Origin of the sequence: Lysinibacillus sp. NPDC056185 (genome assembly GCF_047737915.1) — a bacterium.
In the GTDB taxonomy this organism is placed as follows: Bacteria; Bacillota; Bacilli; order Bacillales_A; family Planococcaceae; genus Lysinibacillus.
This window is the reverse complement of the sequence record NZ_JBLLLQ010000015.1, coordinates 43,765-57,563: the sequence shown is the minus strand read 5'-3', so window position 1 is coordinate 57,563 and position 13,799 is coordinate 43,765. Positions and strand designations below refer to the sequence as shown.

At 39.4% G+C, this 13,799-nt stretch carries 16 protein-coding genes; 6 read left to right on the top strand and 10 right to left on the bottom strand.

From position 1 onward, the window contains the following. Positions 1-45: 45 nt before the first annotated feature. From ACMZ42_RS15260 to adh, 4 genes are all read right to left on the bottom strand, one after another. Positions 46-1,473, bottom strand: coding sequence for an aldehyde dehydrogenase family protein (locus tag ACMZ42_RS15260; RefSeq protein ID WP_415731954.1), 1,428 nt, complete (start codon positions 1,471-1,473; stop codon positions 46-48). 42 nt (positions 1,474-1,515) lie between these two features. Further along, on the bottom strand, positions 1,516-2,478 hold the full coding sequence (locus tag ACMZ42_RS15255) for a DUF4003 family protein (RefSeq protein ID WP_415731953.1): 963 nt from the start codon (positions 2,476-2,478) through the stop codon (positions 1,516-1,518). A gap of 712 nt (positions 2,479-3,190) precedes the next feature. Then, entirely contained in the window at positions 3,191-3,550 is a 360-nt protein-coding gene (locus ACMZ42_RS15250; RefSeq protein WP_053482849.1) for a DUF779 domain-containing protein, read from the bottom strand. Between the two features lie 21 nt (positions 3,551-3,571). Further along, entirely contained in the window at positions 3,572-5,092 is a 1,521-nt protein-coding gene (gene adh / locus ACMZ42_RS15245; protein WP_370077783.1) for an aldehyde dehydrogenase, read from the bottom strand. Between the two features lie 346 nt (positions 5,093-5,438). Between adh and rluF the strand changes: the two genes are divergently transcribed. Together rluF and ACMZ42_RS15235 are read left to right on the top strand one after the other, a co-directional pair. Further along, positions 5,439-6,140: a 23S rRNA pseudouridine(2604) synthase RluF gene (gene rluF, locus ACMZ42_RS15240; protein ID WP_370077784.1), complete on the top strand. Its 702-nt coding sequence runs from the start codon at positions 5,439-5,441 to the stop codon at positions 6,138-6,140. 22 nt (positions 6,141-6,162) lie between these two features. After that, entirely contained in the window at positions 6,163-6,882 is a 720-nt protein-coding gene (locus ACMZ42_RS15235; protein ID WP_415731952.1) for a DUF6904 family protein, read from the top strand. Between the two features lie 112 nt (positions 6,883-6,994). Here ACMZ42_RS15235 and ACMZ42_RS15230 read toward each other — a convergent pair whose 3' ends face one another. After that, positions 6,995-7,489 carry a cupin domain-containing protein gene (locus ACMZ42_RS15230; RefSeq protein ID WP_370077786.1) on the bottom strand — a complete coding sequence of 165 codons (495 nt, stop codon included), beginning with the start codon at positions 7,487-7,489 and terminating at the stop codon, positions 6,995-6,997. Between the two features lie 86 nt (positions 7,490-7,575). On the opposite strand from ACMZ42_RS15230, the gene ACMZ42_RS15225 reads away from it, so the two are divergent. From ACMZ42_RS15225 to ACMZ42_RS15210, 4 genes are read left to right on the top strand one after another with little or no spacing between them, the layout of a single operon-like run. Further along, a complete protein-coding gene (locus ACMZ42_RS15225) occupies positions 7,576-7,764 on the top strand; it encodes a hypothetical protein (RefSeq protein ID WP_415731951.1) in 189 nt (62 codons plus the stop codon). Continuing rightward, positions 7,761-7,991 (top strand): hypothetical protein, encoded by a 231-nt coding sequence (locus ACMZ42_RS15220; RefSeq protein WP_415731950.1) that lies wholly within the window; start codon positions 7,761-7,763, stop codon positions 7,989-7,991. The genes ACMZ42_RS15225 and ACMZ42_RS15220 overlap by 4 nt, the downstream gene beginning before the upstream one ends. Further along, on the top strand, positions 7,988-8,197 hold the full coding sequence (locus ACMZ42_RS15215; protein WP_415731949.1) for a hypothetical protein: 210 nt from the start codon (positions 7,988-7,990) through the stop codon (positions 8,195-8,197). Before ACMZ42_RS15220 ends, ACMZ42_RS15215 begins: the two co-directional genes overlap by 4 nt. Then, on the top strand, positions 8,194-8,403 hold the full coding sequence (locus ACMZ42_RS15210; RefSeq protein ID WP_415731948.1) for a hypothetical protein: 210 nt from the start codon (positions 8,194-8,196) through the stop codon (positions 8,401-8,403). Before ACMZ42_RS15215 ends, ACMZ42_RS15210 begins: the two co-directional genes overlap by 4 nt. A 135-nt stretch (positions 8,404-8,538) precedes the next feature. Here the strand turns inward: ACMZ42_RS15210 and ACMZ42_RS15205 are convergent, their stop codons facing one another. The 5 genes from ACMZ42_RS15205 to ACMZ42_RS15185 all read right to left on the bottom strand — a co-directional run bounded on the left by ACMZ42_RS15205 (position 8,539) and on the right by ACMZ42_RS15185 (position 13,338). Further along, complete coding sequence (locus ACMZ42_RS15205) at positions 8,539-9,246, bottom strand: ABC transporter ATP-binding protein (RefSeq protein WP_248717509.1); 708 nt, start codon at positions 9,244-9,246, stop codon at positions 8,539-8,541. Continuing rightward, positions 9,246-10,025, bottom strand: a complete 780-nt coding sequence (locus tag ACMZ42_RS15200) for an ABC transporter ATP-binding protein (RefSeq protein ID WP_370077790.1) — start codon at positions 10,023-10,025, stop codon at positions 9,246-9,248. Before ACMZ42_RS15200 ends, ACMZ42_RS15205 begins: the two co-directional genes overlap by 1 nt. Continuing rightward, a complete protein-coding gene (locus ACMZ42_RS15195) occupies positions 10,025-10,960 on the bottom strand; it encodes a branched-chain amino acid ABC transporter permease (RefSeq protein ID WP_142509935.1) in 936 nt (311 codons plus the stop codon). Before ACMZ42_RS15195 ends, ACMZ42_RS15200 begins: the two co-directional genes overlap by 1 nt. Before the next feature lie 13 nt (positions 10,961-10,973). Then, positions 10,974-11,849 (bottom strand): branched-chain amino acid ABC transporter permease, encoded by an 876-nt coding sequence (locus ACMZ42_RS15190; protein WP_370077792.1) that lies wholly within the window; start codon positions 11,847-11,849, stop codon positions 10,974-10,976. 265 nt (positions 11,850-12,114) lie between these two features. Further along, positions 12,115-13,338 (bottom strand): ABC transporter substrate-binding protein, encoded by a 1,224-nt coding sequence (locus ACMZ42_RS15185; protein ID WP_370077794.1) that lies wholly within the window; start codon positions 13,336-13,338, stop codon positions 12,115-12,117. Positions 13,339-13,799 lie beyond the last annotated feature (461 nt).

Here is a 13,799-nt window from a genome sequence, read left to right as displayed (position 1 = left end):
GAATGTTCTTTCGTCATCGTATCGTAGAAAAAGAGTTGATGCAAATTAGAAAGATTTTTTCATCGTTATAAATTTCATATCTGTCATTTCCTCAATTGCCCACTTAATACCTTCGCGTCCGTAACCACTCATTTTTACGCCACCGTATGGCATATTATCAACCCTAAATGTCGGAATATCATTAATAATAACAGCACCTGCCTGTATTTCATCAGCTGCACGTAATGCATCAGGTAACACATTCGTATAAATTCCAGCATTTAGGCCAAGTTCCGACTCATTCACTAGTCGAATAGCGTCATCTAATGTTTCATATGAAACAATTGAGACGATTGGCGCGAATGTTTCCTGACAAACAATTTTCATATCCGCCGTCACATTCGTCATAACAGTTGGCGTTAAAGCACGTTCTGTGAATGTCCCTCCTGTTGCAACTACCGCACCTTGTGACTTTGCTTCCTCAATCCACTGACGAATACGTTCAACTTCTTTTGGATTAATCATTGCACTAACATCAGTATTTGTATCTAGCGGATCACCTACCACTAATTTTTCTGTCTCAGCTACAAACACCTTTGTAAATTCATCAATTATAGATGCGTGTACATAAATACGTTGTAAAGAGATACAAACTTGGCCAGCAAAATTAAAGGCACCGCCGACACAACGCGAAATAATTTTATCAATTGGTGTCGATGGCTCGACAATTACTGCAGCATTGGAACCAAGCTCTAAAGTAACTTTACGCAAGCCTACTTTTTCTTTAATGCCCAATCCAACCTTACCACTTCCCGTGAATGTCACCTTTTTCACAAGTGGGTGGGTCACAAGTGTATCACTTAGCTCCCCTCCGCTACCTGTAATAATTTGAAGCGCGCCATTAGGTAGACCCGCTTGCTGGAAAATTTCCGCCATCACGATAGAACTTAATGGCGTTTGCGTCGCTGGCTTTAAGACAACCGTATTTCCAACTGCAAAAGCAGGACCTAATTTATGTGCCACTAAATTAAATGGAAAGTTAAATGGTGTAATGGCTGAAATTACACCTAGAGGTTCTCGTTTTGTCCAGCCGATACGATCTCCTGCCCCGGGTGCAGCATCCATCGGTACCGTTTCACCCTTTGCTTGCTTAGCACCCTCCGCTGCAAATTGATAGGTTGCTATTGTACGTTCTATTTCAGTTAAACCTGCCGATATTGGCTTACCTGCCTCTAAGGCCAAAATTTCCGCTAACTCCTCTTTCCGCTGGCGCATGATGTCGACCACTTTATATAATATTTCGGCACGTTCGTAGGCTGTTGTCTTTTTAAACGTTTGGAATGCCTCCTGTGCACCTTCTATTGCTTGCTCAACGTCAGAAATCGACGCCTTAGCTACCTTTGCAATAACCTCACCACTATAGGGCGATCTCAACTCATATGTTTCCTTTGCGTTCTGCCACTGGCCATTCATCCAAAGCTTTGTTTCCTTCATCCTTCAAATGCACCTCCAAAAATCAAGTTCTTCTTTATTTTATCACGAAGAACTTGATGCTACAGCTGCTGCACCCACTGCCGCGAACATCGCTGCTTGCTGTGCTTGAATCAATAATTCAATAGATGACATGATCGTCATTGATAAGGATTGTTGCACCTGCGCCATATCATAAATAGCAATTTGAATGGCCATAAATAACACAAATTCACGATGCCATTTTAGAAGTTTCATACCCTTTAACTCATGATATAAATCAACAATCTGTTGAAGCTGTGCTTGATTCACTTCAAGGATTGCTAAAAAGCCAAGTAAAGGATAGTGCATCGTCTTGACCTTTACATCCTGATTCTTTAGTGTGTCACGGATTGTCACAACACTTGGCACTAGTTTATTATCATATTGAGCTGATAAGAAAGTCAGTACTTGCGATAGCCATTGAAGCTCATTACCCGCATTAAAATTATACGTACGTAATTCTTTATAATAACGATTCATTGTTTCCGCACGTAGCTCAACATCATCAGAGGGGCTGCTTAACAATACTGCATAAGGAATATCATCGTATGACGTTAAAAACTTATGATGTTTACGGATTGCATCAAATAATGCACGTGCTGCCTGTGCATGTGCACGCTTCTCACTGTCCTCTTCAGTTAAAAACTGTGCACCAATAAAACTAAAGTTCCCACTTCTAAATTTTGCTTCCTTCATTATATTAACGTTATTCAGTAAACTTTTTACTGCTTGTTCTGTATCTTCTTGCTCCAATAAATTTGCAGCAATACTATAACCTACCGTTGTTCTTAACGGAGATGTCCATGAAGTTTGCTTTTTCATTTCTTGTAATACTTCTTTATATTTAACAGAATCAAAAGGTTTTCCAGATGCCACATATTTGCTAGCTATGGCTAACACAATTTTACGATCCACTGTCCGTCCAACAGCCTTTGAGACATCCTCCACCATATTTGTAAACTGATTTTCAATCATAACAAAATCCATGTTTAACACGCTCCTTTTCCATATTTACGTAATTAAACAAAAAAGGATTCATCCATTTTGGCTCATCGTCATAACGAGCTTTGTAGCTGCCGCTTTGCTTTCGCGCAGAGCAGAGCTTCCTGGGGGCGTCCGATGAGCCGCTTCGCTCCAGGGTCTCCGGCCAGCAGATGTTTTTTGCGCGAAAGCGTAGTGCTAACGCAGCGTCAGCAAAAGGGTTTCATTCTGTGCGAAAACGTAGTGCAACGAAGTGATAGCAAAAGGGTTTTATCTGCGCGAAAGCGTAGCGGCAGCGGCAACAGCACCGATGCTGGTCACGAAGGCGTTATCACAGGACGTGATGGTTTTAGCCTTCGTTCCTCTATTGCTGATCCCCAAGGAGTCGCCCAGCCGTAACGAAGATCAACATTTATACATGGTATACGTTTTTACAAATGTCATACCCACCTTTTAGTAGCGAATCCCCATTTTGCAACAATTAACCTATAAAGCGTTAACGGAATTTATGTGTTACTCAATACGAGTAGGTTAATGGAAATAATTAAAATTGAATGGAGGGGCTAACACTGTTTGAAATGACCAATAGAAAGTAGATCGATTACGCTTATTTTTGAGATTACGCAACTCTCCAAGAAATATAGCCTTACACACATTCTCCCAGAAAAATTAACATAAAAAAACAGCGGCAATACTTTTTGCCGCTGTCACTAAAGCTTTAAATTAACCCTAATTCCTTTAACTCCTCTGTTGAAAAGGCTCTTGATCTTGTTAAGAATCGTTTACCTTCAACGCCTTCAAGTGAAAACATACCGCCTCTACCATCGACAACGTCCAAGATTATTTGTGTATGCTTCCAATAGTCATATTGATTTTTATGCATATAGAAGGGAGCACCACCAATCTCTCCTAGGCAAACATCTTGATCACCTAATAGTAAGTCGCCCTCTGGATAACACATTGGCGAAGAGCCGTCGCAGCATCCACCTGATTGATGAAATATAACGGGACCATGCTTTTCTTTCAATAATTCGATTAGTGCTAGCGCTTCTTCTGTTGCTATAACACGCTCAACCACGCTCATGCACCTCCTTATTGATTAGAAGAAACCAAGTTTGTTTTCACTATAGCTAACTAATAGGTTTTTCGTTTGTTGGTAGTGAGCTAACATCATCTTATGGTTTTCACGACCAACACCCGACATTTTATAGCCACCGAACGCTGCATGTGCAGGGTAAGCATGGTAGCAGTTTGTCCAAACACGTCCTGCTTGAATACCTCGACCGAAGCGATAAGCTGTATTCATATCACGTGTCCATACACCTGCACCTAAACCATATAATGTGTCATTCGCAATTTCTAACGCTTCTTCTTTTGTTTTGAATGTTGTTACAGCAACAACTGGTCCGAAAATTTCTTCTTGGAAAATACGCATTTTATTGTGTCCTTTGAAGACAGTTGGCTTAATGTAGTAACCATTTTCAAAGCCTGATCCTACATTATTTTTCTCTCCTCCAATTAGACATTCGGCACCTTCTTGCTTACCAATATCTAAGTAAGAAAGGATTTTTTCCATTTGCTCACTTGAAGCTTGCGCACCCATCATCGTATTCGGATCAAGTGGATTCCCAACTTTAATCGCTTCAACACGCTGTAGGACACGCTCCATAAATTTATCGTAAATAGATTCTTGTATTAATGCACGAGAAGGACATGTACATACTTCACCTTGGTTTAATGCGAATAATACAAAGCCTTCAACTGCTTTATCTAAAAAGGCATCATCTTCGTCCATAATATCCTCAAAGAAGATGTTTGGCGATTTGCCGCCCAATTCTAATGTAACGGGAATAAGATTTTGTGAAGCATATTGCATAATTAAGCGACCTGTCGTTGTCTCACCAGTAAAGGCAATTTTACCGATGCGTGGATTCGATGCCAGCGGCTTCCCTGCCTCTAAGCCAAAGCCATTGACAACATTTAGTACACCTGATGGCAATAAATCTTCTATTAATTCAACGAGCACCATAATCGAAGTTGGTGTTTGCTCTGCAGGTTTTAACACTACACAGTTTCCAGCTGCAAGTGCAGGTGCTAGCTTCCAAACAGCCATTAATAACGGGAAGTTCCAAGGGATAATTTGACCTACTACCCCAATTGGCTCATGGAAATGATAAGCGACAGTATCATTATCGATTTGGCTTACTGCGCCTTCTTGTGCACGTAAAGCTCCCGCAAAATAACGGAAATGATCAATTGCAAGAGGGATATCTGCATTTAATGTTTCACGTACCGCTTTTCCGTTATCCCATGTTTCGGCAACGGCTAGCTTTTCTAAGTTTTGTTCTATGCGGTCCGCAATTTTAAGTAAAATGTTTGCACGCTCTGTTGCGGATGTTTTCCCCCATGCATCTTTTGCGGCATGTGCTGCATCAAGTGCAAGTTCAATATCCTCAGCAGTAGAACGAGCTACTTGTGTAAAAACTTGTCCAGTAACAGGTGTAACATTGTCAAAGTATTGTCCTTTCACTGGGGGTGTCCATTCTCCACCAATGTAATTATCATATTTCTCTTTGAATTGAACTACCGATCCTTCAGTGTTTGGAAATGCATAAACCATTTTACTTCTCCCCTTTACACAAAATAATGAGAAAATAATCTACAAATATCGTCATTTTTCATCGAAATAACAATATTTTCATAGATACCCTCTTACACAGTATATTGTCAGAAACGAAAAATAATTTCAACTTTTTTAATTTTTTTTAGATTAATATTAAAATCTTTTTATTGAATAAGAAAATAGGCTGGTATGAAAGCATAAGGAACGAAGTATGAGCGACGGGGTTGCCCACGAAAATTGTTTTCCTGGAGTGAGTTATATTTGGTAGAAAAGCTTCTAGGATTCACGGTGTGACCAACTATAATGTATACTTAAAAATAATATAAATGTATAGGAGAACAGTATGCGCATTAATAAATATTTGAGTGAAACAGGCATCGTATCTCGTCGCGGTGCGGATAAATGGGTAGAAGAAGGTAAAGTAACAATTAATGGTGAACTTGCTACAGTCGGTAGTCAAGTAGAAGCTGGTGATCTGGTTTGTGTTGATGGAAAAGAGGTAAAGAAAGAAGAACAGCTCGTATATATTGCCTTAAACAAACCAGTAGGAATTACAAGTACAACGGAACGTCATATAAAAGGAAATGTCGTTGATTTTGTTAATCACCCTCTTCGCATTTTCCATATTGGACGACTAGATAAAGAGTCAGAAGGGCTATTATTACTGACAAATGATGGTGACATCGTCAATAAAATTTTACGTGCCGAAAACCATCACGAAAAAGAATATATCGTACAAGTCGATCAACCTATTACGGAGCAATTCATCAAAAAAATGGGAGCAGGTGTAGATATTTTAGATACTACAACCCTACCTTGTTATGTTGAAAAAATATCTGATAAAGTCTTTAAAATCATTTTAGAGCAAGGTTTAAATCGTCAAATACGTCGTATGTGTTCAGCACTTGGCTACTCCGTTAAGCGCCTACAACGCATTCGTATTATGAATATTAAACTTGGCAATTTAAAAGTTGGACAGTGGCGTGATTTAACAGATAAAGAACGGACAGAACTATTCAGACTACTTAAATACACACCAAAATAAAGCACTTTAAGGGGATAGAACTATGCTGTCAATTCAAAGTACTGTGCAGTTAACTGGAGCACGTGTTAGCGGGGATTTTTGGGATTTAGATGAGCTTATTAATGCTATTTACAAAATAACTGGTGATGAAAACAAGTATTATGATTATCAAGGAGCGCGCCTTCGCATTCTTAGTGTTTGTTATAATCTACGCCAAGCCGCCAAGGGGGAGCATCAGCTTGAGTTTGTTAGCAATGGACTCAATAAAAGTGTTTTGACACAGCATGAACTAATTTTCCCAAACAAAAATGTTTATTTCGCAGCAGAGATTCTTTGGCCAGAGCTGATCTTTACTTCTATCGCTTTAAACGATTTCATTCGCCTACATCAGGAGCTAATTGATTCTTCTGATTGGAGTATTGACGTTGCCGCCATTCGTAAATTCCAGGCAGCGGTTGCTAATTGTTTAGAGCAGGAGCTTAATGAAGAAGAATACTTAGTATTTTTAAGAATGCTGCACACTAAAAGTCCATTAACATTCCGTTATGCAACACAGTACGTCGATGTTTTGAACTTAGAGTATATTCAATTAAGCTTGGAGGAACGTAAAGCTCATTTAGCAGCATTTGCTCTCCGATTAATGTTAGAAGACGATGAATATGTAATGCTAAAATCACAACTCATGGAAGCGGCGATTACTACAAAAAAATCGTTACATGAAATCGAAATTAAAGCTAAATATCCTGAAACTATTTTGTGGTAAATAGGAAGCGCCGTCTCAACTACTTTTGAGACGGCTACTTTTATTCTAATCAATTATGCCTTGGCATAATAGTACCCGGAGGCTTTAACTTATTTCAGCATGCTGAAATAAGTTAAATTTTCGTGTAAGCCATTTTTCGGATAACTTCCTCGTGCTGTGGATAGTCGGCTAAAAGCTCTTCTTGTGTAAATAATTCGAAGTCTTCAAAATCAAAGCCTGGTGCAACCATACAGCCTACTAAACTAAATGCATCTGCATCCTCTACGGATGAGCCAAATATAGTATTTTTCGGTACTGCTATTTGTGGTACCTCCCCTGCCTCAACATTTAATCCAAGCTTCTTCGCCTCATATGTACCATCTGGGAAAATCATATGGACTGTTAGCGGACTGCCAGCATGATAATACCAAAGCTCGTCCGATTTTAAACGATGCAAATGCGATATATCCTGTGAACGAAGTAAGAAATAAATACTCGTATAAATTGGTCTCTGTACATCTCTTACAGCCATATCCTCAGCTGCTCGAAACGAGGATATGTAATACCCCCCCTCAGGATGCTCTGCTAAATTTAATTTCTCAATAAAATATTGTGCTGAATACTTCATAAAACATCACTCCTTTCGTCCACATTACCAAATAATAAACGACGAATGCTACTCCTATTTCGTCGATTTGATCATTCTACTTCGATTTGGCCGTTCTTTCTGTCGCTTTGCCCTTTCTTTCCGTCACCTTGGCTGCTCTTTCCGTCGCTCTAGTCTTTCCATCCGTCGCTTTGACTTCTTTCCGTCGCTTTGATCATTCCATCCGTCGCTTCGCCCTTTCTTTCCGTCGCTCTAGTCTTTCCATCCGTCGCTTTGACTTCTTTCCGTCACTTTGATCATTCCATCCGTCGTTTTGCCCCTTCTTTCCGTCGTTTTGCCCCTTCTTTCCGTCACCTTGACCGCTCTATCCGTCGCTCTAGCCTTTCTATCCGTCGCTTTGACTTCTTTCTGTCGCTTTGATCATTCCATCCGTCGCTTTGCCCTTTCTTTCCGTCACCTTGGCTTTTCTTTCCGTCGTTCTAGCCTTTCTATCCGTCGCTTTGAATTCTTTCTGTCACTTTGATCATTCCATCCGTCGTTTTGCCCTTTCTATCCGTCACCTTGACTGTTCTATCCGTCGTTCTAGCCTTTCTATCCGTCGCTTTGAATTCTTTCCGTCACTTTGATCATTCCATCCGTCGTTTTGCCCTTTCTATCCGTCACCTTGACTGTTCTATCCGTCGTTCTAGCCTTTCTATCCGTCGCTTTGACTTCTTTCCGTCACTTTGATCATTCCTTCCGTCGTTTTGCCCTTTCTTTCCGTCACCTTGACTGTTCTATCCGTCGTTCTAGCCTTTCTATCCGTCGCTTTGAATTCTTTCCATCGCTTTGATCATTCCATCCGTCGCTTTGCCCTTTCTTTCCGTCGCCTTGGCTTTTCTATCCGTCGCTCTAGTCTTTCCATCCGTCGCTTTGACTTCTTTCCGTCACTTTGATCATTCCATCCGTCGTTTTGCCCCTTCTTTCCGTCGCCTTAGCCTTTCTATCCTTCACTTTAACTGATCTATCCGTCTTTTTTACTCCCTTCGCTCATAAAAAAGACGCCTCGAAAATTGAGACGTCTTCTCCCTCTATAAACCACCTAAATAAGCAGCCTTTACTTGTTCACTCTCTTGAAGCTCTTTTGCTGTACCTGATAATACTATACGTCCTGTTTCAAGTACGTACGCACGATTTGCTACTGATAAAGCCATATTGGCATTTTGCTCAACAAGTAATACGGTTGTACCTTCTTTGTTAACTTGCTCAATAATATTAAAAATATTTTTTACCATGAGTGGCGCAAGTCCCATTGAAGGCTCATCCATTAATAACAACTTCGGTTTTGCCATTAATGCACGCCCCATCGCTAGCATCTGTTGCTCACCACCAGATAATGTACCTGATTGCTGTTTACGGCGCTCCAAAAGACGTGGGAATAATTCATACACATGCTCTAGATCTTTTTTGATGCCTGCTTTATCGTTACGGAGATATGCTCCAAGCTCTAAGTTTTCTTCAACGGACATATTGGCAAAAACACGGCGCCCCTCTGGAACATGTGAAATGCCTGATTTTACAATTGTCTGTGCAGCTTTCCCTGCGATAGAGAAGCCTTCATATTCAATGATGCCACCCTTTGGTTTTAATAAGCCTGACAATGTTTTTAATAATGTACTTTTACCAGCACCATTTGCACCGATTAACGTTACAATTTCACCCTCATTTACTTCTAAAGAGAGGCCCTTTAATGCTTGAATGTTACCGTAAAATACATCTATATTTTGTACTTTTAGCATTAGCTGATAACCTCCTCGCCAAGGTAAGCTTCAATTACCTTTGGATTATTGCGAATTTCTTCTGGTGTCCCATCAGCGATTAATTGACCGTGATCGAGCACGTATATACGTTCACAAATCCCCATAACTAAGCTCATATCATGCTCAATTAAAAGAATTGTTAAGCCAAATTCTTTACGAATAAACGCTATTAATTCCATTAAATCATGCGTCTCCTGCGGGTTCATCCCTGCTGCAGGCTCATCTAGTAAAAGTAGCTTAGGTTTCGCAGCTAGAGCACGAGCAATTTCTAAACGGCGCTGCATTCCATAAGGTAAATTTTTCGCAAGCTCATCCTTATAAACATCTAAGCCAAAGATTTTTAGAAATTCAATAGATTGATGCTCCATTTCTGCCTCACCTTTAAAATGATTCGGCAAGCGGAAAATGGAAGACCACATGGAATGCTTTGCAAGTGAATGGTTCGCTACCTTAACATTATCTAAAACAGATAGCTCTTTAAATAAACGAATATTTTGGAATGTACGGCTAATACCTTTTTGTGTTACTTGATATGGTGCAAGCCCATTTAACTTTACACTGTCAAATGTAATCGTGCCCTCAGTTGGCTTATACACCCCAGTAAGCATGTTAAAGCTCGTTGTTTTACCAGCACCGTTAGGCCCTATAAGACCTACTAGTTCTCCTTGATGTAGGTACATATTAACGCCCTGTACCGCCTTTAAACCACCGAATTGAATGCCCATGTTTTCAACATTGATAAGAAGGTTCCCAGTCATTATTTTGTACCTCCTTTTTTACCAAACTTAAATAAATCCGTAACTTCTTTTGTTCCCATCAAACCTGTTGGACGGTACAGCATTACGACTATTAATACTAAACTGTAAATAATCATACGTGTTTCTGGGAAGTTTGCTAGATATGCTGAGACGACTGTTAAGAAAACCGCAGCTATGACAGATCCTGAAAGACTTCCTAAGCCACCAAGAACTACATAGATTAAAATATCAAATGATTTTAAGAAACCGAAAGTTGTCGGTTGAATAATGTAAAAATTATGTGCAAAGATGGCCCCTGCAAGACCGGCGAAGAAGGAACCAATTGCGAAAGCTACAACTTTATAGTAAGTTGTGTTAATACCCATTGCATCTGCCGCAATTTCGTCCTCGCGAATCGAAATACATGCGCGTCCATGACGAGAGTTCGTAAAGTTCGAGATTACTAAAATTGTTAGAACAACACCTATGAATGCATAAGTCCAATTCGATAAATATTCAACCTGCATCCCTGCTGCGCCACCAACATAATCCGTATTTAAAAAGATAATACGAATAATTTCCGCAAAACCAAGCGTTGCAATTGCTAAATAGTCCCCCTTTAAACGTAACGTCGGGATACCTACAATTAAACCGGCTACTGCTGCTGCAAGTGCCCCTAAGAAAATTGCTAATGGGAACGGAAGCATTAATTTAGTTGTGATGATGGCAGAAATATATGCCCCTACCGCTAGGAAGCCTGCATGCCCTATCGAGAATTGACCAGTAATGCCAATGACAATGTGCAAGCTGACCGCAAGCATGATGTTAATACACATTGTGATCAACATATTCTGATAGTAAATATCGAGAAAGTTCGTTGAAATAAGCACCTGTACAACTGCATAGATGACTAGCGCTAATACGGCATAACCCCAGAAAACTTTAGACTTTTTCATAATCACCGCTCACCTACACTTTCTCACGGGCATTTTTACCAAAGATACCCGATGGTCTGAAGATTAAAATTAAAATTAAAATAACGAATGCTGCTGCATCACGCCATAGAGAGAAACCAAGTGCACTTACTAATGATTCCACAACACCGAGCAACATACCGCCAACCATGGCACCAGGAATAATACCAATACCGCCAAGTACTGCCGCGATGAATGCTTTAAGCCCTGGAATAACACCCATTAATGGATCGATTTTTGTGTAATATACCCCGAAGATAACACCTGCTGCACCCGCTAAAGCTGAACCAATTGCGAAGGTTGCTGAAATTGTATTATCTACATTAATGCCCATTAAACGTGCTGCATCGGCATCATGAGAAACCGCACGCATCGCTTTCCCGATTTTTGTTTTATGTACGATGAATTGTAAAAGAACCATCAGTACAATTGAGACAGATAAAATTAATATTGATATACTACTGATTTGAACACCGAAAATATCAAATGATTTATTTTTAATGACATCAGGATATGCCGCAGGTTGCGCACCTCTGAAGAAAATAGTTGTATATTCAATTAATAGCGATACACCGATTGCAGTAATTAAAGCCGCAATACGTGTGGCATTTCGCAAGCGCTTATAAGCAATACGTTCAATTAAAACACCAAAGATTGCACAGACTGCCATCGCCAATAACAGTGCTGGAAAGAAGCCAAGCTCCCATTTAGCAATTGCATAAAAGCCAATAAATGCCCCGATCATAAAGACATCGCCGTGGGCAAAGTTAATCAGCTTAATAATCCCGTATACCATCGTATACCCCAGCGCTATTAATGCGTAGATACTACCTAGTGAAATACCATTCACAAGCTGCTGTATCCATTCCATGAGCGTTCACTCCTTTTTATTTTTTGAAAAGTGCAAAAATAGGACTTACTTCTACATGTTATTATTGAAAATAGAGTAAATTGTGTCCTCTTAAAAAATTTTTTTGTTCTATCAATTTCGCCTTGGCGTAATTAGGTGTTTGGACACTGTAAAGGAACCATATCCGTATTCATCTCACCACCTTCAATGGTGGGAGCCTTTACTGAATGAAGATAAAACATAAAAAGGAAGGCGTGTTTCCCCGCCTCCCCTTGCCTAAAAAACATTAAGGATTAACTTTAGAGTTGAACACTTGTTTACCGTCTTCAAATTCAAGAACTGTTGCTGTTTTAATTGGGTTATGATTTTTGTCAACTGAGAAAGTACCTGTTACTAAAGAAAGATCTTTTGTGTCAGCTAAAGCCTTTTTAATAGCTTCCCCATCCGTAGAGCCTGCACGCTTAATAGCATCAGCAATGTAGTAAATTGAGTCATAGCCAAGTGCATTGAATGCATCTGGTGCTTTATCCTTGTTCGCTGCTTTAAACGCCTTTACGAAATCTTGAATTTTTTGATCTGGGTCTTCTGCAGAGTAGTGGTTTGTGATGTACGTGTTATTCAGCGCTTTCGCACCAGCTAACTCTACTAATGTTGGTGAATCCCAACCGTCAGCCCCCATCAGTGGTACATCAATACCCAATTCACGCGCTTGTTTTACAATTATACCTACCTCTTCATAGTATCCTGGAATAAAAATAAAGTCTGGCTTCTCTCCTTTAATATTAGTTAATTGTGTACGGAAATCAGTATCCTTCGCTACATACGCTTCTTCCTTTACAACTTTCCCACCATTTTTTGTAATTGTTTCTTTAAATGATTTTGCTAAACCTTTTGCATAATCAGATGCGTTATCCGCAAAAATAGCTACATTTTTAGCTTTTAATTCATTAGTAGCAAAGTTTGCTGCTACGATCCCTTGGAATGGATCGATAAAACAAGTACGGAATGCATACTCATTAATGCTACCGTTATCATTCACTGTAATGTTTGGAGCAGTACCAGAACCAGTAACGATTGGGATTTTATTTTTATTCGCAATTTGAACGGTAGCAACTGTATTACCAGAAGTTGCTGGGGCTAACATTGCTACTACTCTATCTTGCGTTGCTAGTTTAAGAGCTGCTGCAGTAGCCTCTGAGTTGTCAGACTTATTATCTACTTTAATAAGGTCAATTTTTTTACCGTCGATTCCGCCATTATCATTAATTTCTTTTACCGCAAGGTCTGCACCTAGAGCAATCGAAGAACCATAGGAAGCTACGTTACCCGAAAGCTCTAAGTTTGCACCGATTTTAATAGTATCACCGTCAGAAGAACCGCCACCGCCTGATGATGATCCTCCTCCTGAACTTGAACTATCTCCATTACCACAGCCAGCAAGAACGCCTGCAAGTAGTGAAGATGCAACTAGAAGTGAGCCAAACTTTTTAAGCTTTTTGTTCTCTCTCATAATTTATTCCCCCTAAGTTTTTTCAAATATTAGATATTTCTGATAATTATAAACAATCCACAGCATTTCCTCAATAACAAAAATAACCAAAATGACAATTCATAACTATCTATTACTAAATCAATATATTATTCAATTAAACCTTTTACATTGTAAAACATTCTTTATTTTTAGTCTAGAGTGATTTTTCTGTATAATTAGTAATTTAAGAATTATCTATTAATTTAGAACAAACCTTAATATAAAACTATCATATTTGATTATTTTTTACGATAAAATCTCGTTAAAAGAAGTCCTTTTTTCGAAAATTGCAAGATCTAAAATATAAAGCGTTCTGGCGAAGTATTAATTTGGAATTACCAATAACTATTTATTCCCAGGGAAATACAGTACTTAGAGGGCGCAATCGGAGTAAGATTTTTTAAAATTTGTCATAGTCGAATCTTATTAAAAAGCTTAGA

Bases quoted from the DNA above. Each gene is read 5' to 3' on its own strand.
- ACMZ42_RS15260 (WP_415731954.1), bottom strand. From the start codon at position 1,473: ATGAAGGAAACAAAGCTTTGGATGAATGGCCAGTGGCAGAACGCAAAG.
- ACMZ42_RS15255 (WP_415731953.1), bottom strand. From the start codon at position 2,478: ATGGATTTTGTTATGATTGAAAATCAGTTTACAAATATGGTGGAGGAT.
- adh (WP_370077783.1), bottom strand. From the start codon at position 5,092: ATGGTTTATGCATTTCCAAACACTGAAGGATCGGTAGTTCAATTCAAA.
- rluF (WP_370077784.1), top strand. From the start codon at position 5,439: ATGCGCATTAATAAATATTTGAGTGAAACAGGCATCGTATCTCGTCGC.
- ACMZ42_RS15235 (WP_415731952.1), top strand. From the start codon at position 6,163: ATGCTGTCAATTCAAAGTACTGTGCAGTTAACTGGAGCACGTGTTAGC.
- ACMZ42_RS15230 (WP_370077786.1), bottom strand. From the start codon at position 7,489: ATGAAGTATTCAGCACAATATTTTATTGAGAAATTAAATTTAGCAGAG.
- ACMZ42_RS15205 (WP_248717509.1), bottom strand. From the start codon at position 9,246: ATGCTAAAAGTACAAAATATAGATGTATTTTACGGTAACATTCAAGCA.
- ACMZ42_RS15200 (WP_370077790.1), bottom strand. From the start codon at position 10,025: ATGACTGGGAACCTTCTTATCAATGTTGAAAACATGGGCATTCAATTC.
- ACMZ42_RS15195 (WP_142509935.1), bottom strand. From the start codon at position 10,960: ATGAAAAAGTCTAAAGTTTTCTGGGGTTATGCCGTATTAGCGCTAGTC.
- ACMZ42_RS15190 (WP_370077792.1), bottom strand. From the start codon at position 11,849: ATGGAATGGATACAGCAGCTTGTGAATGGTATTTCACTAGGTAGTATC.
- ACMZ42_RS15185 (WP_370077794.1), bottom strand. From the start codon at position 13,338: ATGAGAGAGAACAAAAAGCTTAAAAAGTTTGGCTCACTTCTAGTTGCA.